Source organism: Caballeronia sp. dw_19, from assembly GCF_018449515.1.
In the GTDB taxonomy this organism is placed as follows: Bacteria; Pseudomonadota; Gammaproteobacteria; order Burkholderiales; family Burkholderiaceae; genus Caballeronia.
Genome location: NZ_JAAVUQ010000009.1, coordinates 184141 through 204414, shown reverse-complemented (window position 1 = coordinate 204414; position 20274 = coordinate 184141). Strand labels below are relative to the sequence as shown.

Sequence of the window (20274 nt, the reverse complement as noted above, 5' to 3'; positions counted from 1 at the left end):
TCGCTCCTCATGCGCCTATTTCTCGGCCAGCCTCTTGATGATCCCGGCAGCCTTGAACAGCGTGTCTCGCTCCTCGGCATCGAGTTCCGCGATCACCTGCGATAGCCACATCTGCTTCGCCTCGCGATTTTTCTTGCGTAACCGAACACCTTTCGGCGTCAACGCGATAAGCATCTGCCGCCCGTCGGTAACATGCGGCGTGCGTTTCACGATGCCCATTTCCTCGAGCGAGGTAATGGTCGTTCCCATGGACTGCGGCTTCATCCCTTCGGCGCGCGCGAGTGCCGCGATAGTGGCGGGTCCGTCATTAGCCAGCCGCGACATGACGACGGATTCCGTCATCGAGAGCTCACTCGCATGGGATTCGTTGCGGGTACGCCGTACGAGCAGTCCTACTGCTTGCATCAAGTCGATGACGGCTTGCTCGAAAGTCCTGGTAGACATGATTTTTCAAACGCGGTCAGGTTGAGTGTGTGTCAAGGATGAATGTCATCAGTCAAACTTGCAAGATAAACTTGCAAGTTTGACTGGTTAGTGCGAATCTTGACCTGTGCGTTGGCCGGCCGTCGGCATGATGAATCGGCAGAGTGCCACGGACCACATTGACCACCCGCTTCGCGGGATAAGGCGGTCTCAACAAACACTGTTATGACAATTGGAGAGCCATCAGATGTCCTGGTATCAGTACCTTTCCTACTTCCTGGGCGGAGCGGTTGTTGCCAACGCGATTCCACACGTCGTAAGCGGAATGATGGGGCGATCTTTCCAGAGTCCATTTGCCACGCCATCGGGCAAAGGGTTGTCGTCGTCAACCGTTAATGTCTTGTGGGGAGCGTTCAACGTCGCGCTGGCGTATCTTTTGATCTACCGGGTTGGAAGTTTCGATATACGCGTCACGGCGGACGCCGGCGCCGCGGGTCTCGGTGCGTTGTTGATGGCGATCTTCGCCGCCCGGACGTTCGGGCGGTTTCATGGCGGCTTCCCTGCCGCCAGATAACGGGCTAGGTGCCCCGTTGAGCGTGTCGGCCACGACCTGAAGGTCACAATCCAGGACGTTGACAGTGTTGACCCAGGCGACCGGTTACACGAATGCTTCCGGCACATAAACGGTTTCGCCCCTTTCCCGGAAGAGTCGGCACCTTACGGCAACCTGCATGTTTCCTGCTATCGAAAGAATTTTTAATTAGTTAGGCGCGGGACCCGCGAAAGCGAAAATCGTCTTTGGCTCAGGTTGCGAACATGCGCGCTTTTATGCGCGGCCGCGTCGTTCGTGCCTGAAGATTTCGCCGCTTCCTTTTGCCAGGTATCCCGATGCTCTCTACCCCGACCCGGTCCCGCCTGCGTGACCGCACGATCTCCATTGCCGTCGCATCGATCGCGGCGTCGCTGCTGCTCCTCCAGAGCGGCTGCAATTCCCGCGATGGCGCCCCGAGCGTCGCGTCCACAAGCGGTGCGCAAGCCCAGAACGTGACGTATTTCAAGTATCCCGACAATCCGGCATTCGACCTCGTTTATCTGGCGGACAAGCTCGGCTACTTCGACGGTACGAGTACGCGTCCAAAGTATGTCGGGAAGGTCTCGGCGCCGCAGATCATTCCGCTGGTCGGCACGGGTGAGATCGACTTCGGTACACGCATGGTGCCGCTCGTCATCTCCGCAATCGCCAGCGGCGCCGACATCAAGGTCATTTCCGCCGGCGGCGAGACCCTGCCCGACGCACCGCACATGAAGTACTTCTCGCGGAAGGACTCCGGCATCACGCAGCCCAAGGACTTCGAAGGCAAGACGGTCGCGTTCAACAGCTTCGGCGCGTGCGCTGAGTTCGTCACGAAGAAATACCTGTCGCAGCATGGCGTGGATGTGTCGAAGGTGAACTGGCTGGTCGTGCCCGACAATCAGTCCCAACAGGCGCTGGTCACGAAGAACGTCGACATCGCGATCATTCATCCGCCGTTTTCCGGCGCCGCCGAACATGACCCGCAGCTTCACAAACTGTGGAGCGACTGGGACGAGGATCACGGGCTTGGCGGGATGGCGCCGTACAGCGTGAACGGTGCGTTTGCGCGTGCTCATCCGCAGGCGGTGCGCGACTTCGTGACCGCCATTGCCAAGGCGGGGAACTGGGTCAACGCGCATCCGGACGAAGCGCGCAAACTGACGGCCGAGCGGCTCGGGATCGATGTCGACGTGGTCGAACGCTATGCCTACGTCAAGGACCTCGTCGTCACCACCCCGCCGATCCAGTATTACATCGACATCCTTGAACAAGCCGGCAAGATCCCGAAGGGCAAGGTCAAGGTCGAAGACGTGTACACCAACGAATACAACCCGTACGCGCAGCCGCCCGCACGCGCGAATGCGCCCGCGGGCTTGAGCAAGTCCGCATCGGCCGCGCCGGGTCACGACGCGGAAGCGGCATCGTGAGCAGCGTATCACCGCACCGCGACAAGATCGTCGCCGAGCATCTCGGCCTGACTTATGTTGACCAGGGAACGCCGGGGCAAGCGCGCAGGAATGCCGTGCTCCAGGATTTCAACCTGTCGGTGCGCGAAGGAGAATTCCTCTCGGTGCTGGGACCCAGCGGCTGCGGCAAGTCGAGCCTTCTCAACATACTCGCCGGACTCGTCCCGCAGACCACGGGCGATGTTCGCATCGACGGACAGATTCTGAGCGGCGTCAGCCGAAAGCTGGGGGTCGTATTCCAGGGATATGCGCTGTTCCCCTGGCGCACGGTCATCGAGAACGTGGAAATCGGCCTTGAGATCCGCGACGTAAAACGCGCCCAACGCCGCGAGCAAGCCGCGCACTTTCTTTCGCTGGTCGGATTGCAGGCGTACGGCAATCATTATCCGCACCAGCTTTCCGGCGGCATGCGTCAGCGCGCGGCCATTGCACGAGCGCTCGCCTACGGACCCGAAGTCCTGCTGATGGACGAGCCCTTCGGTGCGCTCGACGCCCAGACCCGCGAGACGCTCCAAAGCGAACTGCTTACCATCTGGGAGAAAAGCGCCAAGACCGTGGTCTTCATCACCCACAGCATCGATGAAGCAATCTTCCTCTCCGACCGTGTAGCAATCATGACGCGCGGTCCTGGCCGGGTGAAGGTGATCATCGACATTCCCCTGCCTCGGCCACGCGACGACACCGTGCGTAATTCAGCTCAGTTCCTGGAGTTGCGGCAGCGCGCGTGGGCGTTGCTAAAGACCGAGGTCGCCGAGACGCGCAGCACGACCGAGCGCGAAGATACGAGGACCCTCAATGCCTGATCGATCTTCCGCGACGGCCGCCCTCCCCGCCAGCGAGCAATTCGCTTCCGACACCGCCGCCTCGCAGTCGAAAGAACCTGCGCGGGCCGCAGCGTTTTCACGCGTGCGCGCTCATGCAGTGCGCGTCTTCGAGCGCAGCGTCGCGCTGGTTGCGTTCCTGCTGTTATGGGAATTTCTGCCACGCGCCGGCATTGTCAACTCGGCCTATCTCAGTCCACCTTCCGCTGTCCTGGTTGCAATCGCGCATCTCTTCGAAAGCGGCGAAGTGTGGAAGCACCTTGGCAGCAGTGCGTTTCGCTCTATCGCGGGCTTGTTGCTCGCCGTGGCGGCCGGGATCATAGGCGGCTTTTTGCTGGGCTGGTTCCGTCGCGCTGAACGGATCGCCGATCCGCTTTATCAATTGTTGCGACAAGTCTCCGCATTCGCACTGTTCCCTGTCTTCATGCTCTTTCTGGGCATAGGGGAATCGTCGAAGATAGCGATCATCGTGTGGGCCGCATTCTGGCCTGTGCTGCTCAACACCCTGTCCGGCGTCAAGCAAGTGGAGCGGATCTTTATCGATTGCGCACGGTCGATGGGCGCCAAGCAAGGATTCATATTTGCCAAGGTGATCTTGCCGGCAGCCTTGCCGCAAATACTGACCGGCATCAGGCTTGCCGGTGCGTACAGCATCACCGCGCTGGTCGCAGCCGAGATGATCGGCGCCCGCTCAGGGCTGGGTTTCTACACGCTCAACTCACAGGAAACGTTCCAGATCCCCGATATGTACGCAGGCATCGTATTGCTCGCACTCTTCGGATTGCTTATCAACTACGGCCTCTCGTTGCTTGAGCGCAAGCTGCTGCGCTGGCGCGTCGGCATTGCACAAAATGGCTAGCGACGGAGCCGGCGCCAGCACGCTCGGTCCGCGCTATGGGTCAAGGACGCGCAATCGTACAGCCGTTTTTCTGCTGGTGCTTGTGTGTATTGGCGCGGTATTGAGCCGGTTCGTCACGCTTGAAAAACCGTTCACGGCCGCCAGCCTTCGCGGCCGGCTGATTGTCGCGGTGCCGCCCCGGCCCGCCCCTGTGTTGACGGTCGGGCACGTGGACCGCACGCTGCGATCGCCTGATCCTTTCTCGGCTGCATTGGCCGCGGATCTTGGACGGCGACTGGGACTGCCCGTCGATCTGTTGCTTAGCGAGCCCGATGCTGCGGCGGTCGCGGTCGCAACGGGCAAGGCCGATGCTGCAATCGACGGCTTGCCGTTCCAGCCGGGTTCGACGCTATCTTTCTCACCCGTCTCCTATGCGAGCGGCCGCGGACAAGCGCTGGTCCTGCGTCACGGAAACGTACACGACTGGGCGGCCTTGCGCGGAGGCTCGATCTGCACGTCGACAGGTAATGCTTACGGCCCCCGAGCCGCGCGGCTCCATGGCGTGCGTCTAATTACCTACGACCGCCCACTCGACGCGCTGCTGGCGTTCCAGGCCGGCGAATGCACCGCCCTGGTCGACGATGAGCTCGTCATCAAGTCGCTATTGAAGCAGCCCGACTGGAGCTATTACAGCGTGCTCCCCGGCAATATCGATCCAACGCCCTCGTTCATTGCGACGCCGGGCGGGGATGCGGCAAGCATGCGGTTCGTCGATGCCACCATCCGCGAGTGGCGCCAGAGCCGATGGCTGACGACAGCGCGCGAAAGCGTGGCGAAGCAGCTCGCTTTCGACATGTTCATCGCCGAGAACGACTTGTACTGCCATTGACTTGATGCACCGCTCAAGGTCTTAGAAACTATCCGGTCACCGGCTGCTATCCCAACGGCCAGACCGTGCCTTCACCCGAGGGGCCACTCGGCTTCAAACCGGGAGTTCACTCAGATACTCCGCTCCGAGGTGACATGCGCACGTCGCCGCCCACCCGCCCGGCATGTCATTCGGGATCTGCCGGGAGAAGCCTCATGCCGTGAATCTCGCAGAAAACCCGCTGACGCAATTCAACCGTCGCACAGGGATGCGTCATCAAGGCCCAGTAAGTGCCGGGCAGATCGCGATCCTGTTGTCTGGCTCCCCAGATCTCGTACAGTTCGCACACGTCTGTCACCTCGCCAAAACGCGCCAACATCGCGCTCCAGCGATGGTCGAGCGCCTCATGCAGGATATCGGCAGCGGCTCCGCCTTCGGCGGCAAGCTGGACAGCGGCGTGATGCACTTCGAAATCGCTGCGGCCACGCCAGCCGGGTCCGCTGAAATAACGAACGATGCCGTGCAGCACCGGGCCGCTGAGACAGGTTCCAAGGACCGAGCAGTGGAAATGCGGCTCGAGTTCAGCTAACCTCAGGCGCCCGTCGCCCGCGTCGGCAATCGGGCCGTCTTCCGGATTTCCTTGATCAGTTGATCGATTGTTCCGTGCCGGACGGTACGTCGCACAATCGTCCGCCGGCGTCTGGGCACGCGGATGTGGCAAACCATGCATCGGGACACCTCTCACCGGATAATCAGCGCAGATCCAACGCGTGACGGGCCGCAAAAGATGGCTGGCTTCGTCGTTTCGTAATATACAGCCAAATATAACGTCTTGTCCTTTGTCCTGCTGCCTGGATAACCCACCGCAGTCGAGAGGCCGACCGCGCGCGGCGCGGCTCCTTGCACAAGAGCAGTACAGTGAACAAACAAAACCGCCGAGCGCGAGAAATCCCGGTGGCGGGAATGGCGACGGCCGTTGAAAACACATGCACCCGAGCGTATATGCATATTCCCAAACGTCATTTATCCGGTACATATTGCGGCCTGTAGACTACCCGGCAATTATCGGTGTCGCGCGGAGTGCTTGTGCGCCTCGACCGCCCGCATAACAATTCACGAACTGGCACAAAGCATCGCGATAAAGATATGAAAAATGGTATCCGGGGTTCAGTGGTCAAGCGTCTGGCGCATGCCATGGTTCTTTGCGGCGCGGCAATGCTCGCGTGCACGGCGCATGCCGAGGGCAAGATCAGCATCGCGCAGCAATTCGGTATTGGGTATCTGATACTCGACGTCGTCCAGGATCAGCACCTGATCGAAAAATACGGCAGGCAGCAGGGGCTGGACATCAAGGTCGAGTGGCGCACCATTTCCGGCGCGACAGGCATGAATGAAGCACTGCTCGCCGGCGCCCTGGACGTGGTGTCGGCGGGCGTGCCGCCCATGTTGACCGTCTGGGACCGCACCCGTGGCAAACAGAACGTCAAGGCGGTCGCAGCGCTCGGCTCCATGCCCAATTATCTGCTGACCAACAACCCCAACATCAAGACACTCAAGGACTTCACCGACAAGGACCGCATCGCTGTGCCGGCGGCGGGCGTCGGCTTCCAGTCGCGTACCCTGCAGATCGAAACCGCGAGGGTCTTCGGCGACAGCGACTACAAACGATTCGACACGATCTCGGTCAGCCTGCCCCATCCGGATGCGACCGCCGCGCTGATCGCAGGCCACACGGAAATCGACGCGCATTATTCGAGTCCGCCGTTTCAGTACCAGGCACTGGAGCATCCCAACATCCATAAGGTGCTGAGTTCCTATGACACGCTGGGCGGTCACGCCACGTTCAACGTGCTGTACAGCACGCAGAAATTCCACGATGAAAATCCAAAGACGTACCGCGCCTTCTACGACGCGCTGGCGGAAGCGGCCCGCATCATCAATAGCGACAAGAATGCCGCCGCCGCAACCTATATTCGCGTAGAGCATTCAAACCTGCCGTTGGCGCTAGTCCAGAAGATCGTCAACGATCCCGAAATCGAATTCACGATTTCCCCGCAGCGCAGCTTCGTCTACGCGAGCGAGCTCAACCGGCTCGGTGTCTTGAAGAACAAGGCAACGTCATGGAAGGATTACTTCTTCCCCGAGGCGTATGCCTTGCCGGGTAGCTGAGACGCTGCGAATCGCCCGTCGTTTCCCCGGCCGCAGATCCCCGCCGCAGCGCCGGGTCGGACTACTGAACTGAAGCCAGCCGGCGCCGGCTCTAGACCCGGCGCCCGACCCGTACCTGCCGGTATCCTGCCCGTCCCACCGACTTCCCTCAATCGACGTACGCCCTTGATCTGGGTCAAGCGGGCCTACGCTGGAAACGCGCGAAATGGAGTGATGGCGCGGCATGAAAAGCCGCGTGAAAATCTCTCAGGGCGGTCACCATGACAGCACATAGCTCGATGCGCGAAAGGAAAGCGACGCATGAATGGCGGTTGATCGATACGGCACTGCGCCGCTCATGTACATATCGACATCCTGCCGGACAGATCCGCAGAATCGAAACGCATATATCGGTGATCTATCTGGCCGGGAGACACGCATACAAGGTCAACAAACCGGTGACGCTCAGCTTTGCCGATTTCACGCGGCTGACAACGAGACAGCATTGCTGCGAAGCCGAAGTACGGCTGAATCGGCGCCTCGCCAAGCGTTTCTATAGAGGCGTGATGCCACTCAGCCGAGTTGGACGTACCGCGAGGCTTGGCGGAGACCGATGCGTGATCGGCTATGCGGTGCACATGAAGCGTTTCAAGGACGGCTGCCTGTTCTCCGATCTGGTGAACGCGAATCGGCTGGGCGACAAAGCAATCGAATGTGCAGCGGAGCGTATCGCCGGTTTTCATCAGTCCATTCCGGCGCTTGCGCCCCGGCGAGAATACGGATCCGCGCCTTTGTTCCACACACAGGTGAACGCTGTTCTCGACGGACTCGAAGGCGCTGGTGTGGGGGTTCCATCGGCCATACGCGCGTGGTGTCACTCAGAGCTTGAACGACTGGCGGATGACATCGAAGAACGCCGGCGCCAGGGCTTCGTTCGCGAATGCCATGGCGACCTGCACCTCGACAACCTGGTTCAAACAGGACGCGATGTGCTCGTCTTCGATTGCATCGCCTTCAGCGAATCGCTGCGCTGGATCGACGTGATGAACGACGTTGCGTTCCTCGTCATGGATTTGCAGGCGCACAAGCGGCCCGACCTGGCAGCCCGTTTCCTGAACCGATGGCTATTTTTGACTGGCGACTTTTCAGGGCTACGCGTCCTGCGGCTTTATGTGGTGTATCGCGCGCTGGTGAGAACCTTGGTCGAAACCCTGAAGGCACGCGGCGACCCATCGGCGCAGCGTGCCCGTTGTTACCTCGACTGTGCGATCGAGGCAATCCAGCCGCAACATGCAACGCTTCTGCTGTGTCATGGCCTATCAGGATCAGGCAAGTCAGTGGCAACGGCAGAACTGGCGCCGTTCATCGGCGCGGTGCGGATTTCAAGCGATGCCGAGCGCAAACGTGATCGGCCGCTTCAGGCCGCCGGGGGCAAAACGCTGCCACGTACCGCCTACACACATGCCGCGATCGATGCTCACTACATCAGGCTCCGCACTCTGGCCAGCCGGGCTATCGAGGGTGGCTACAGTGTCATCGTTGACGCAAGTTTCCTCAAATACGACCATAGGCAGCGCTTTTTTGAGCTTGCCCAAGCGTTGTCAGTCCCAGTGCTGATCCTCGACTTCCACGCGTCCACCACCAGTTTGTTCCGTCGTATCAGAGAACGGAAATTGGACCCGCAAAGACTCAGCGATGCCGACGAGCAAGTCCTCGTGAAGCAACTGGCGAATGAGGATCCGCTGCTACCGGAAGAATGCGCGCGAACGCTGTTCTTCGACACCGATGTGCCCCAGACCAGGTTCGGCGAGCGCGCGTACTGGAAGCCGCTACTTTCATTTTCAAGCTCACGCGTGACGCTGCAAAACGTTCATCCTGTTGAGCCGGCCGCAAGCGCGCACATGAGGCCGAACGCAACCTTGACTTGCATCAGCCATGCGAGTGCTGCAAATGCCTAGACTTCGAATTGAACCATGAATGCTGAGCCGCATTGCCGATACGGAGTTCTCATGCGCATCACCGTCCATCTCGACACGTTCGACCGCGTTTGCCCGTGCGGATATGCCATCCTTGAACTCCACAAGCAGTCCCATCGCTGGACGTGCGAAAACCAGTTCGGTTTGATATTGCCCAAGGAAGGCACGCTGGCCGCTACGTCGTCAGGCACGCTTCTTTGCGGGCAGACGGATCGTGCACGCGTATGCCTGCTTGAAGGTCTCGACACCTTTGCCGATACCGGGCCGTTCGAGGGTGAAACAGGGCTCGCCATGTGGTACGGAAATCAGGGTATCCAGCCTGCTGCAGGCCACTGGCACGTCGAGCTTGCGCAAGATTGTGATGAACAGTGGCATAGCCTTTCTTCCCCAAGCGAGTCGGAATAAACCAACGTGGAGCCCGTCATGTCCTTAAAAACCGACCTCGATGGTGTGCGCAATACGTATCGCCTATGTTTCGTACGTGCGCCATGGGCGTTCCTCACCCGCCTGACGCTCGATCAACAGTGGGGCGAGAACTGGCAGCACTCACCGTATCAGCAGTTTGCGGGCACCCCCAGCCATCACTTGCCTGACCAGCTACTGACTGTCGCATTCGACGGGCCGCTATACACGCCCGATACCGGCTACGACAGCGGCTCGCACAGCGTACTTGAGATCAACGCGGGCCTTGTGCCGTGGCTGAGAGCTGAAAGCTACGCCGGCGGCCCGTCCCTGCACATAATGGCAGGCGCAACGCTTGAGTCGTTCGTGACGTCCGTCGAACTGGCTGGCGGTCAGGTCTATGTTCCGCTTGGGTGGGGCATCCAGCCCGGCATTTCGTCCTTGGCTGCGCAACTCCAGGTTCCAGCTTGAACGGATGAATTGTTTCTGACTGCTTCAGGGTTATCTATGCCGTGCGTTCGCGAAGACCGTCGAGTACTGCCTCGCGCCCGGTTGCGAAGATTTTAGAGTGCCGGAACTGATTCCACCACCAGGTGATCGACCACCGCGTGTACACCAGGCGCGGACCACGCAGCGCCACGAGCGGCCTCCCGTTCGCCGTGGCTTCCCACCGTGCCACTCAGGGTCACGACACCGTCATGCACCTCGATGCCGATGTGTTTGGCCTCGCGCTCAGCGTGGCGCAGCAGAGCCCGACTGATCTGTTCACCGACGTCGGCCGGAGCGAGACCGCCGCGCACCTTGATCATGTTTGTGACACCCGTCACGCCGCGCATGTGCGTAATGCGCCGTGCTGCGCGATAACGTTGCCAGTTCAACTCGACATCGCCACGCAGCGTTACCCAACCCTTTTCAACCTGGACCTTCACGGCGCCTTCCTTCAGCCCGACCGTCCATTGCAAGATCGAATTGGCAGCCCGGGCGATATCGGCATCGCCCATCACATCCTTGGGCGGCAGACGGACCTCCGCCTGGACAACGGTGGCCTTGACACCAGACACCCGTTGCACCGCCTTTTCAGCGGCGAGTTTTTCCGCATAGCTTGCCGGATGACCGAGCAGAGTCACAATGCTGTCCTGCACTTCAACCACGAAGCTCGACGAATCGACTTCCGGCGTCCAGTCCAGTTCCTCTTCCACGTCCTGCTTCAACTGTAGGTCGGTTTTCATAAAATCCTCTGCGATAAATAAAGCGCGCGGCAGACCGCGCGCCAACGGCTTAACTGATCTGAAGGCGTTTTTGCTCCGATGGCGCCTTCTTCGGAAGCGTCAGCGACAGCACACCATCCAGGTCAAGATTTACCCCCGAGGCGAGCGGGCGAGCGAATTCGGTTGCCATGATCGAGTCCTCATTCCGTATGAACCAAGGCGCGAAGAGCGCCGTAGGGTCGCTGTCAATTTAGGCCTGGGACTCGGCTGGCCGTTGACCTATATCAATCAGCCTGCCCGCGATACGACGCCCGCTCGCACTTGATCTACATCAATCGGCGCGCAGTAGCAGCTCATAAACTTTCTAATCAGGAGCTCACGACCCGGATTGATGCGGGCGCCTTCACTGACTCACCCATGGAGCACTCGTGATGAGCTACAAGACAATCCTGGTACATATCGACGACAGCCAGCGCAGTGACGCGCGCGTGGAGTTCGCCGTCGACTTTGCGCTCAAGCACGACGCGCACTTGATCGGACTTTATGTCGTGTGTCAGGACCTTCTGCGACCTCTGTTCAGACGTGACGAAAGCCTGAACCTGGCCGTCAACGAAGCACAGAGCGCAGCACGGCAGCAGCGGGCTCAAGAGCATTTCACGGCTGCGGCTCAGCGCGCGGGCATCAACGGCGAGTGGCGCGCACCGCCCGGCCCTGCCATCGAAAACGCCACGCTGCACGCACGCCATGCCGACCTGTTGATTCTTGGTCAACAAGATCCAGCGGACCCCGCGGCGTATGTCGCAAGGCATTTCCTCGAAGATCTGTTGATGGGCGGCGGTCGACCGGCCATTCTGCTTCCGTATGCGGGGCGCGTGAAGCGCTTCGGCGACTCGGTGTTGATCGCATGGGATGGCGGCCGGGCAGCCGCGCGCGCGGTGAAGGACGCCCTTCCCATTCTGCAATGTGCGCGTTTAGTGAAGATTGCCTGCGTGATCCGGCATCTTGAAGAAGGGGAGACGGCCGGACTCGAGCTGACGGCGTATCTGGAACGGCAAAACGTACGCGCCGGGTTTACTTTATTGCTACACGTATCCGGCGTCAGCACCGGCGCTATGTTGCTGAATGCCCTCGCCGATACGAACTCGGATCTTCTGGTGCTCGGCGCATACGGTCACGCACGCGCCGAAGAACGGGTGCTTGGCGGCGTGACCAGAACCATGCTCGAAAGCATGATCGCCCCGGTATTCATGTCTCATTGAACGATGACGTTGCGTCACTTTTTGAGCCTGTCGATGCAGCCACTTCAGCTATCACGTCGGGCCGGTATCGCGGGTCTTTTACTGTGCGCAGGAATGCAAGCGCTCGCGTCGCCGGAGCCGGTCGCACTCGTCGATCAGCAACACTGCATGTTCTGCCATACCGTCGACTCACCCTTTCTTGCGCCATCGTTTCAGCAGATCGCGGAGCGTTATCGCAACGTTCCGAACGCCGCTCTGATGCTCGAAGAAAAATTGCGGGTCGGCGGCCCCGCACATTGGGGCGATATGGCCATGCCGGCGCCAGCGGATCGCGGTGGCCCGCTTTCGCGAGAAGACGCCCGCACGCTCGTGCAATGGGTATTGAGTAACTAACCTGAAGTTGCGGAGGACACAATGCGTATCACGATCAAGTTGGACCAACCCGCAGACCCCGACGCGTTTGCAGTCCTTTGGCTGGATCTGGAATTGCACCACTGGTCGCGGGAAATGCACAGCGGCGTCGACATTCCGTCCTGGGGCCTTTTGCGCACCGCGCCCACCGCAACGTTTATCTGTGACCCGGATTCAACAGACGCACTGTGCACCTTGACCGGACTCGATCTGGACGACCGTACTCGCCTGATCGAAGGCCAGTTTGGACATGTGGTGTGGCATGGCGGCTCGAACTTGAAAGTGCGCCTGGATCGCTGGCATGTGCAATGCGTCGAGTCCGATTCGATTAAAGCCGAAAACGAGGTATTTGACGAGTAAATGCGTGCGCCTCAAAGGACGCCGGAGGGGGCTGAGTCCTGTTCACCACTTCATCATCTGTTTCCCCCTCTCATGCGCAAGGGCAAAATTGATTCAAATCAATGCTGGCTCAAGCCACTGCCCGTAACAATGCGGGAACGCTCGGCGGGCTATCACAGCGCCGCTTGTCGTGGGCGTGTCAGTCTTTATCGCTCGCAGTGTCGAACGATCCCTGCCGCTCATGCGGCGATTCAGTATGACTGCCCTCGCGCAATGCCCATGAACAACCAAGCCAAAGAGTCGCCGCAACGAGACAGGCCGCATGTCGATCTGCTGCTTGCAAGCGATGCGAGTTTCCGGATGTTGGTCGAGGCAATCGACGGCTACGCCATCCTGATGCTCGACATGTCGGGTGTCGTCGTAAGCTGGAATGCCGGTGCGCAGAAGATGAAAGGCTATCGCGCCGATGAAATTATCGGGCGCCACTTCTCGGTCTTTCATACGCCTGAGGATCAGGCGGCCCTAAATCCGGCTACCCAGCTCGCCAAGGCAGCCGCGAACGAAACGTCGGAAAGTGAGGGCTGGCGCTTACGCAAGGACGGTTCGAAGTTCTGGGCGAACGTGGTCATCACCGCGATCCGCGATCAGGCGGGCACCTTGATAGGTTTCGGGAAAGTGACGCGTGACATGACCGAGCGCAAACGCCTCGCCGACCTCGAACACATCAGCTTGATGTCAGCGAGCATCGAGGCTGCCCGGGAAGAGGAGCAGGTTCGCATCGCGCGCGAGCTTCACGACGATCTCGGGCAGCAACTGACCGCTCTCAAAATGGCCCTCGTCAATACGGAGCGCGATCTCGGGCCTGACCAACACTCGGAGCCGCGACGCAATCCTTACACAAAGGACATGCTCGACTTGCTCGATCGAACGATGGATTCGGTTCGAAGAATCGCAAGCGGCCTGCGCCCCATTCCACTCGACACTTTGGGCTTGCAGCCCGCGCTTGCATGGTTCATCGAAGATTTCACGAAACGACACGGCATTGATGTCCTGGCGCGCATTGAGATCGGCAACATGGATCTGGGCGAGCCGGCCCAGACATCCCTATTCCGAATCGTCCAGGAAGCACTGACCAATGTGGCCAAGCACTCGTTTGCGACGCAGGTAAGCGTTGAACTGGCGCGCGCGGGCAAGACGTGCGTCGTTCACATTGAGGACAATGGGCAAGGCTTGGCGACCGGAACCACGCCCAGCCCGACATCGTTTGGTCTGCTGGGGATGCGCGAACGCGTCCATCGGCTGAACGGCACAATCTCGGTCGGGAACGCGCCTGGCAGTGGGCTTCGCATCAGCATCGCGTTGCCTTTATGGTGATCGACGAAAGTGGTGAACCCCGAAACGGCGACCGTTATTCCAGTCCTGCCAGCCTGCGAAGTTTGCTGATGTCCAGCAACGTGATAAAGCGCGGTCCGTTCCGAAGGATTGCTCCTTGCGATTCGAGTGAATGAAGCGCGCGACTGACGGACTCGACTGACAAGCCAACGTAGTCGGCAACGTCATGCCGCGTCATTGGCAACATGAGTTCTCCGACGGGTTGACCGGGCGTCACATAGGCCCGCTCTATCCAGAGCAGGAAATTCGCGAGCCGCGCCGGACCGTCGTTCTTCGAGACGGTAATCGTATGATGCTGCGACTGGCGAAGTTCATGACACAGCTTGCAAAGCAAGTTGATATCCAGCCGCGGGTCGCGCTCGAGTATGGCCCCTAGCGCATCGATCGGAATCTTGTAGGCGATGACCGGCGTAAGCGACTGCGCTGTCGCAACATAAGTGCCATTTTCGCTAAGTCCCATCAAGTCCCGAGGGAACAGGAAGGAGGTAATTCGCCTGTCCCCGTTTGGCTGAAGTTGGTATGTTTGCGCGACGCCACTCACGATGTTGTAGACGAACAGCGCCTGCCCTCCCTCCGGATAAAGCACGGTATGACGCCGAACGTTGATAAGCCTTGAAATGCCGATCAATTCATCCTGTTCGGAAACTGACAGCAACTCCACGGCAGCGCCATCGCCGCTGCGTTGAAATGGTGTTGCATAAATGGAGGGCCGAAAACCCTGGGCCGAGATGGAGTCGTCTGTCATTCGACGTTTTGCCCTAATCTTTCTTTCATGGTCCGATGGTTTATGCAACCAGGCGAATCGCATGATAACTGTGTTGTAAAAACATGCGGTCCGATGCATATCCGGCTTCGTCGAAGCCAACTGAAGGCAAGCAACTGAAGGCAAGCAACCGACTGCTGCGTTTGCAGCGTATAAGCTGACTCTACTTTGTCAATTGATTCAGATCAACTGATCGTATTCGCGGCACGCGGCAAAGCTGTAATCCGCCTGGCTGACCACGCACGCGACCAATGGCGGCGCACATTCCACCATCATCTGTCATGACATTGGCAGGGCCTTTCCCAGTCAGGATACGAGCGGCCAACAGGTGCCGCGAACGATAGCCTGCCGCTCATCTTCCCCGGCCCGGTAACGGGCTCGACAAGATCCATTACGTCAGCACGCCTACGGTCTCGCGAGAGCGCTCGCTGCTGGCCCGCTTTGCCCGAGTTGACCATCCGTGTGCCCCCACGCGGCAGCCAGTGCGAGACGTGCCAGCGCCGGAAGCGATTTGCAGCCCGTTTTCTTCATGATCGCGGCGCGGTGGTTTTCAACCGTGCGCTGGCTGATGCCGAGAGCCGTTGCAATAACTTTGCTGGGCTGACCAGCAAGGACACGATCCATGATCTCGCGCTGCCGGGCGGTGAGGTCCGCCATGTGATCGGCTGCGCTTTGCCGCCAGGCAATTGACTTGTTTGAATCCACCGACTTTTCAAACGCCCGGTCAATGCTCTGAAGGAGCTCACTGCGGCCAATGGGCTTTTCGATGAAGTCCAATGCACCCGCCTTCATGGCTTGCACCACCGTCTGTACGTCGCTGTGTCCGGTGATCATGATGACCGGCAGCCAATGGCCCGCGTCGTGAAGTTGCTGCAGCAATTCGAGACCGCTCATGCCGGGCAAAGAGGCATCGAGCAGGAGGCAGCTTTCGCGCCCCGGGTGCCAGCCTTCCAGGAATGCCTCCGCGCTCGCGAAGTCCTCGACGCTCCGGCCCGCGTCCTCGAGCACGCTGCGAATTGCCCCGCGCACCTGAGCATCGTCGTCGACGACGAAGATGACCGGCGAATCTTTATCGCCTGCAGTCTCCACAGGCTGCGCAGCGGGCATAGGCGTCGCAGCTTGCGAGGTTGCCAGCAAACGCTGGACGACGTGCGTCAACTCCTCGAACTTCACCGGTTTGACGACCTGTTCGCAATGGTGAAAGGCAATGTCGCGCAAGGTTTCCGTTGAGATGTCGCCGGTCAGAATAATCACGGGAAGTTCGCTACGCAGCTTATCGCGCATCTTCACGACAGCCTGGACTCCGTTCATGCCGTTAGGCAAGTTGTAGTCCGCCAGTACCAGGTCGGGCAGGACGCTCCCCTGGGCCAGCCATTCGAGCGCGGCGACACCATCGGGCACGCCCACCGCATGATGCCCCTCTTCGTTGAGCGCGAGCTCAAGCGCCTCGCGCACCTCGGGATCGTCTTCGATGACCAGAATCATGCCTGGGCGGCGCGCGCTTCGAATCGCCTCTTGATCTGCCGCGTACGAGGGCGTGGGTTGAGACTGTGGTGGTGTGCCCGGCGGCGGAAGATCGACTTCGATAGCGAATGCTGAACCCTTGCCGAGCTGGGAACGCACCCGCAATCGGTGACCCAGCAAATCCGCGAGTCGCTGGACGATGGACAGGCCGAGGCCCAAGCCCCTGCTCCGTTCACGCGCGGGGTTATCGAGTTGATGGTATTCCTGGAAGATCGCCTGAAGTTCGTCTTTGGCGATCCCCACCCCCGTGTCCCATACCTCGATGCTCAGCGTCCCGTGGCGTCGCCGACAGCCCAGCAGCACCTTGCCGTGCGGGGTGTATTTCAAGGCGTTCGACAGCAGATTCCGGATCACCTGTTCGAGAAGACGCGGGTCGCTGTATAGCGTGAGGCTGCAGGCCGCGACGTGCAGAACGATTCCCTTTGCTTGTGCCTGAAAGCTGAACTCATTCTTCAGCCGGTGAAGCAGCTCGTTGACCGGGAAACTGACCATGTCGGCGTGGACCGTGCCCGCTTCGATCTGGTTGATGTCGAGCAGCGTATTCAGCATCTCAGACATCGCGCTGATCGTTTCATCGAGCCGCGTCAACAGATCCTGCCCTTTGTCACCCTCGACCGTTTTCACCAGCAACCCCTGGAGCAAGGCAAGCGTCTGGAGCGGTTGGCGCAGGTCATGGCTCGCAGCGGCAAGAAAGCGGGATTTCGCGATATTCGCCAGCTCGGCTTGTTTCCTGGCGAGTTCCAGCGCCTTCGCCGTACGCTTGCGTTCGGTGATGTCCGTAAAGGTGATCACCACGCCGCCCACCCCGCCGTCCTCAGTACGATAGGGCAGTATCCGTCGAGTGAACCACATGTCGCCTCGGGTTTCGATCTCCCGCTCGACCGGTACAAGACTGCGCAGCACCGTCTGCACATCGATCGGGAGCGCACCGTCGGTCGCAAGCGAATTCAGGTCCGCGAGCGGCCGGCCGATATCGCCTGGAATGACGTTGAAGAGCGATCGGGTAGCAGGTGTGAAGAAGCGGATCTTGAGTTCGGTGTCGAGGAAGAGCGTCGCAACATCCGTGCTGTACAAGACATTCTGGAGATCGTTGCTGGTTGTCCGCTGCCGTTCCAAGGTTTCCTGAAGTTGCCCGTTGAGAGCGGTAAGCTCCTCGTTAAGCGACTGCAACTCTTCCTTGGAGGTGAGCAATTCCTCGTTTGTGGACTGGTATTCTTCATTGGCCGACAAAGCTTCTTCGTTGATTGCCTTCTGTTCTTCGCTCGATATCTCAAGATTGCGAATGGCGCTCTGCAATTGCGCCCGCGTAGCTTCAAGTTCCTGCTCCAGTTCAGTAGCCTTTGCCTCGTTCTGCGGCTCGACGGGATGAGCGGTTTCCTTGTGTTTCAGTTCGACTTGCTGCTGGTCGATGAAGCAGACCAGCAGCAACGCCTCGCCCTCCGTCATCACGGGCTGGACCTCAATGCTGAACGCCAGGGGACGACCATCGTAGGTCACTCGGCCGCCGTTGATGACGGTGCGTACGTTTCCCTGACTGGCCTGTTGGATCGCCGACCGGAGTTTGGTGCGCACGCCCGGTCGCGCCATGGCGAAGAGGTCGTGAGTGGGCTGCCCCGGTGCGACGCTCAGATAACGATCCGTCGCACCCAGCGAGTAGAGACACTCGTGCTGGTGATTGACCAACACCGCCGCCGGCGCATAACGCTCGATCACCAACCGTCGACAAAGCTCGGCGAGAGCGGACTGGCGCGCAGGTTCCTGGCCCTGTCCCGGACCTGCAGGAACTCGCATGCCGCCACCGGCAGGCATCGAAAAATTCAGATCCCCGGGCCCGCTGTGACCGATATGCCGATAGAGCCTTTCCTGCTTGGAGATCAGTTCGAAGCGGCCTTCGGCGTGGCTGATTGTCTCTGCATTACCCAGCAGCAGAACGCCTCCCTCGCGCAACGCAAAATGAAACAACGAAACCACCTTCTCCTGAGCCTCAGGGAGCAAATAGATAAGAAGGTTTCGACAGGAAACCAGGTCGAGACGGGAGAAGGGAGGATCTGCAAGCACATTCTGAACAGTGAAAACGATCGCTGCACGCAACTCGGGCAAGACCCGGTAATGGTGATCCTCCAGCGAGAAGAAGCGCGCAAGGCGTGCTGGCGACACGTCGGCCTGGATGGTTTCAGGATATACACCCTCCCGAGCCGTGGTTACAGCATCCGGGTCCACGTCAGAAGCGAGTAACTGGACTTTGATATTGCGCTTCGAGACCGCAATCTCCTCGATGAAGAGCATCGCGATCGAATAGGCTTCTTCTCCCGTACTGCATCCAGCCACCCAGATTCGTATTGGGCGATCACCCGTGTGACTGCTGACCAGATCAGGAATGATTTTCTGCGCAAGGAAATCGTAGACCTTCGGGTCACGAAAGAAGTGGGTGACATTGATCAGAAGATCCTTCGCAAGGAGCTTAAGTTCGCCCGCGTCGTTTCCAAGTATTTCCAGGTACCGGTCGATGTTGCCGTTCGCCACTCCAGCCATCGCCATGCGTCGTTCGATGCGACGCTTCAGCGTTCCCGGTTTGTAAAGCGTGAAATCGTGCGCGGTTTTTGTGCGGAGAAGTTGAATGACCCGCTCCAACGCGTGCGGCACGCCATCCAGGTCTTGCCGCGTATTCACTGCTACCGAATCATTCTGCGTTGGCGTGAGCGTTATGCCCCGATCGTATTTGATCAGCGCTTCGGCAATCGCGGCCACCGGCAGCACCCGATCCACTATCCCGGTTGCGATTGCGCTGCGCGGCATGCCGTCATATTCGGCCTCGTCAGGATCCTGCGCGATAACGTATCCGCCTTTATCCTTCAACATTTTCAGCCCGATGCTGCCATCGGCACCCGTTCCGGAAAGGACGACACCGATGGAACGTGGACCCTCTTCCTCGGCCAGTGAATGCAGCAAAAAATCGAAGGGCAGACGCGCGCCGTGGCGCTCTTGAGGTTGAGAAAGATGGAGTGCGCCGTTAGCCACCGAGAGATAGGCTCCGGGAGGAATGATGTAGAGGTGTTCACGCTCGAGCGACATGCCGTCCACTGCCTGCACTACCGTCATTGACGTGCGGCCGGCGATTAACTCCACAAGCATGCTTTCATGCGTGGGATCGAGATGTTGGACCAGGATGAAAGCCATGCCGGTACCGGCGGGTAGCGCATCCATGAGCTTTCTGCAGGCCTCAAGGCCGCCCGCCGATGCGCCTATGGCAACGACCTGAAAAGCCGCCGACGCACTGTGCAGATGGCCGACTGGCAATGCGAGTCCGCCCCTCGATCGGGATTGACTCGTTCGCGGCTGATGCCGTGAGATGTTTAACATCACATATTCGTTCCGGAACGTGCCTCCAGACGGAAGGCGAGTGATCGGCAGGTGGCGTGATGCAATCGATCTTGAAACAGTATCTGTGCGGGCTATGGCGCAGAAAGTCTAACGTTGGGTAATTCGACTAGCCCTGCCCATAGCACTTTCCGTCGCGAAGGCCCTATAAGCCAATGACTAGACGCCCGATGTCATGATTCCGGCCACGCTACATAGACTTATCGAAACGCGGTGCTACTAGTCGGAGGTTAGCGCCCCATTAAGAAGCGACGCAATCCTTCATCTACGATGGCGCCTATAGGTTTAATAACAAAGGTGATATAGAAATGCATTGACTCAAATCAATTCCCAGGGTCGCGTGAATCCGAATGGACGCCCAGAGCGGGCAGAGTTGATGCCTTCCGTGGCCGACCGATTGTTGCGTGGCCTATCTGCTATCTGTTTAGCACCTGCCTATCCCACGGTGGCATATCCGGCGACGTGCACTCCAATAAGAAGTGCAACCGGCCACACACCTTTTGGC

At 59.4% G+C, this 20274-nt stretch carries 18 protein-coding genes; 13 read left to right on the top strand and 5 right to left on the bottom strand.

Annotated elements, in window-relative coordinates; all coding sequences use genetic code 11:
• Positions 1-15: 15 nt before the first annotated feature.
• The gene (locus HB376_RS15575; protein WP_213764554.1) at positions 16-444 is read right to left on the bottom strand and encodes a MarR family transcriptional regulator; all 429 of its coding nucleotides are present in this window, start codon (positions 442-444) and stop codon (positions 16-18) included.
• Between the two features lie 226 nt (positions 445-670).
• Between HB376_RS15575 and HB376_RS15570 the strand changes: the two genes are divergently transcribed.
• The 5 genes from HB376_RS15570 to HB376_RS15550 all read left to right on the top strand — a co-directional run bounded on the left by HB376_RS15570 (position 671) and on the right by HB376_RS15550 (position 5011).
• Entirely contained in the window at positions 671-997 is a 327-nt protein-coding gene (locus tag HB376_RS15570; protein WP_213764553.1) for a hypothetical protein, read from the top strand.
• A gap of 314 nt (positions 998-1311) precedes the next feature.
• The gene (locus HB376_RS15565) at positions 1312-2424 is read left to right on the top strand and encodes an ABC transporter substrate-binding protein (protein ID WP_255631367.1); all 1113 of its coding nucleotides are present in this window, start codon (positions 1312-1314) and stop codon (positions 2422-2424) included.
• Positions 2425-2471: 47 nt separating this feature from the next.
• Positions 2472-3266 carry an ABC transporter ATP-binding protein gene (locus tag HB376_RS15560; RefSeq protein WP_218627271.1) on the top strand — a complete coding sequence of 265 codons (795 nt, stop codon included), beginning with the start codon at positions 2472-2474 and terminating at the stop codon, positions 3264-3266.
• Positions 3259-4143: an ABC transporter permease gene (locus tag HB376_RS15555; protein WP_213764552.1), complete on the top strand. Its 885-nt coding sequence runs from the start codon at positions 3259-3261 to the stop codon at positions 4141-4143. The genes HB376_RS15560 and HB376_RS15555 overlap by 8 nt, the downstream gene beginning before the upstream one ends.
• The gene (locus tag HB376_RS15550) at positions 4136-5011 is read left to right on the top strand and encodes a transporter substrate-binding domain-containing protein (protein WP_213764551.1); all 876 of its coding nucleotides are present in this window, start codon (positions 4136-4138) and stop codon (positions 5009-5011) included. The genes HB376_RS15555 and HB376_RS15550 overlap by 8 nt, the downstream gene beginning before the upstream one ends.
• Positions 5012-5177: 166 nt before the next feature.
• Here HB376_RS15550 and HB376_RS15545 read toward each other — a convergent pair whose 3' ends face one another.
• Positions 5178-5720 (bottom strand): hypothetical protein, encoded by a 543-nt coding sequence (locus HB376_RS15545; protein WP_213764550.1) that lies wholly within the window; start codon positions 5718-5720, stop codon positions 5178-5180.
• Between the two features lie 485 nt (positions 5721-6205).
• Here HB376_RS15545 and HB376_RS15540 point away from each other — a divergent pair, with 485 nt between their 5' ends.
• The 4 genes from HB376_RS15540 (at position 6206) to HB376_RS15525 (ending at position 9987) form a co-directional block, all read left to right on the top strand.
• On the top strand, positions 6206-7159 hold the full coding sequence (locus HB376_RS15540) for an ABC transporter substrate-binding protein (protein ID WP_213764601.1): 954 nt from the start codon (positions 6206-6208) through the stop codon (positions 7157-7159).
• Between the two features lie 260 nt (positions 7160-7419).
• The gene (locus tag HB376_RS15535; protein ID WP_213764549.1) at positions 7420-9096 is read left to right on the top strand and encodes a bifunctional aminoglycoside phosphotransferase/ATP-binding protein; all 1677 of its coding nucleotides are present in this window, start codon (positions 7420-7422) and stop codon (positions 9094-9096) included.
• 51 nt (positions 9097-9147) lie between these two features.
• Positions 9148-9519 (top strand): DUF3564 family protein, encoded by a 372-nt coding sequence (locus HB376_RS15530; RefSeq protein ID WP_213764548.1) that lies wholly within the window; start codon positions 9148-9150, stop codon positions 9517-9519.
• 18 nt (positions 9520-9537) lie between these two features.
• Positions 9538-9987 (top strand): hypothetical protein, encoded by a 450-nt coding sequence (locus HB376_RS15525; protein ID WP_213764547.1) that lies wholly within the window; start codon positions 9538-9540, stop codon positions 9985-9987.
• A gap of 92 nt (positions 9988-10079) precedes the next feature.
• Here HB376_RS15525 and HB376_RS15520 read toward each other — a convergent pair whose 3' ends face one another.
• A complete protein-coding gene (locus HB376_RS15520; RefSeq protein WP_213764546.1) occupies positions 10080-10745 on the bottom strand; it encodes a BON domain-containing protein in 666 nt (221 codons plus the stop codon).
• A 410-nt stretch (positions 10746-11155) separates the two neighbouring features.
• Between HB376_RS15520 and HB376_RS15510 the strand changes: the two genes are divergently transcribed.
• The 4 genes from HB376_RS15510 to HB376_RS15495 all read left to right on the top strand — a co-directional run bounded on the left by HB376_RS15510 (position 11156) and on the right by HB376_RS15495 (position 14086).
• On the top strand, positions 11156-11983 hold the full coding sequence (locus HB376_RS15510; protein WP_213764545.1) for a universal stress protein: 828 nt from the start codon (positions 11156-11158) through the stop codon (positions 11981-11983).
• A 93-nt stretch (positions 11984-12076) separates the two neighbouring features.
• The gene (locus tag HB376_RS15505; protein ID WP_255631374.1) at positions 12077-12355 is read left to right on the top strand and encodes a c-type cytochrome; all 279 of its coding nucleotides are present in this window, start codon (positions 12077-12079) and stop codon (positions 12353-12355) included.
• A gap of 21 nt (positions 12356-12376) precedes the next feature.
• Positions 12377-12733: a DUF3564 family protein gene (locus tag HB376_RS15500; protein WP_213764543.1), complete on the top strand. Its 357-nt coding sequence runs from the start codon at positions 12377-12379 to the stop codon at positions 12731-12733.
• A gap of 258 nt (positions 12734-12991) precedes the next feature.
• The gene (locus tag HB376_RS15495; RefSeq protein WP_213764542.1) at positions 12992-14086 is read left to right on the top strand and encodes a PAS domain-containing sensor histidine kinase; all 1095 of its coding nucleotides are present in this window, start codon (positions 12992-12994) and stop codon (positions 14084-14086) included.
• 34 nt (positions 14087-14120) lie between these two features.
• Here the strand turns inward: HB376_RS15495 and HB376_RS15490 are convergent, their stop codons facing one another.
• Together HB376_RS15490 and HB376_RS15485 are read right to left on the bottom strand one after the other, a co-directional pair.
• Positions 14121-14849: a Crp/Fnr family transcriptional regulator gene (locus HB376_RS15490; protein ID WP_213764541.1), complete on the bottom strand. Its 729-nt coding sequence runs from the start codon at positions 14847-14849 to the stop codon at positions 14121-14123.
• Between the two features lie 423 nt (positions 14850-15272).
• Entirely contained in the window at positions 15273-19751 is a 4479-nt protein-coding gene (locus HB376_RS15485) for a chemotaxis protein CheB (RefSeq protein WP_255631366.1), read from the bottom strand.
• Positions 19752-20274 lie beyond the last annotated feature (523 nt).

What these genes read in the sequence shown, in the direction of transcription:
- HB376_RS15575 (WP_213764554.1), bottom strand. Translation starts at nt 444, where the DNA reads ATGTCTACCAGGACTTTCGAGCAAGCCGTCATCGACTTGATGCAAGCA.
- HB376_RS15570 (WP_213764553.1), top strand. Translation starts at nt 671, where the DNA reads ATGTCCTGGTATCAGTACCTTTCCTACTTCCTGGGCGGAGCGGTTGTT.
- HB376_RS15565 (WP_255631367.1), top strand. Translation starts at nt 1,312, where the DNA reads ATGCTCTCTACCCCGACCCGGTCCCGCCTGCGTGACCGCACGATCTCC.
- HB376_RS15555 (WP_213764552.1), top strand. Translation starts at nt 3,259, where the DNA reads ATGCCTGATCGATCTTCCGCGACGGCCGCCCTCCCCGCCAGCGAGCAA.
- HB376_RS15550 (WP_213764551.1), top strand. Translation starts at nt 4,136, where the DNA reads ATGGCTAGCGACGGAGCCGGCGCCAGCACGCTCGGTCCGCGCTATGGG.
- HB376_RS15545 (WP_213764550.1), bottom strand. Translation starts at nt 5,720, where the DNA reads ATGCATGGTTTGCCACATCCGCGTGCCCAGACGCCGGCGGACGATTGT.
- HB376_RS15540 (WP_213764601.1), top strand. Translation starts at nt 6,206, where the DNA reads ATGCTCGCGTGCACGGCGCATGCCGAGGGCAAGATCAGCATCGCGCAG.
- HB376_RS15535 (WP_213764549.1), top strand. Translation starts at nt 7,420, where the DNA reads ATGACAGCACATAGCTCGATGCGCGAAAGGAAAGCGACGCATGAATGG.
- HB376_RS15530 (WP_213764548.1), top strand. Translation starts at nt 9,148, where the DNA reads ATGCGCATCACCGTCCATCTCGACACGTTCGACCGCGTTTGCCCGTGC.
- HB376_RS15525 (WP_213764547.1), top strand. Translation starts at nt 9,538, where the DNA reads ATGTCCTTAAAAACCGACCTCGATGGTGTGCGCAATACGTATCGCCTA.
- HB376_RS15520 (WP_213764546.1), bottom strand. Translation starts at nt 10,745, where the DNA reads ATGAAAACCGACCTACAGTTGAAGCAGGACGTGGAAGAGGAACTGGAC.
- HB376_RS15510 (WP_213764545.1), top strand. Translation starts at nt 11,156, where the DNA reads ATGAGCTACAAGACAATCCTGGTACATATCGACGACAGCCAGCGCAGT.
- HB376_RS15505 (WP_255631374.1), top strand. Translation starts at nt 12,077, where the DNA reads ATGCAAGCGCTCGCGTCGCCGGAGCCGGTCGCACTCGTCGATCAGCAA.
- HB376_RS15500 (WP_213764543.1), top strand. Translation starts at nt 12,377, where the DNA reads ATGCGTATCACGATCAAGTTGGACCAACCCGCAGACCCCGACGCGTTT.
- HB376_RS15495 (WP_213764542.1), top strand. Translation starts at nt 12,992, where the DNA reads ATGAACAACCAAGCCAAAGAGTCGCCGCAACGAGACAGGCCGCATGTC.
- HB376_RS15490 (WP_213764541.1), bottom strand. Translation starts at nt 14,849, where the DNA reads ATGACAGACGACTCCATCTCGGCCCAGGGTTTTCGGCCCTCCATTTAT.
- HB376_RS15485 (WP_255631366.1), bottom strand. Translation starts at nt 19,751, where the DNA reads ATGTTAAACATCTCACGGCATCAGCCGCGAACGAGTCAATCCCGATCG.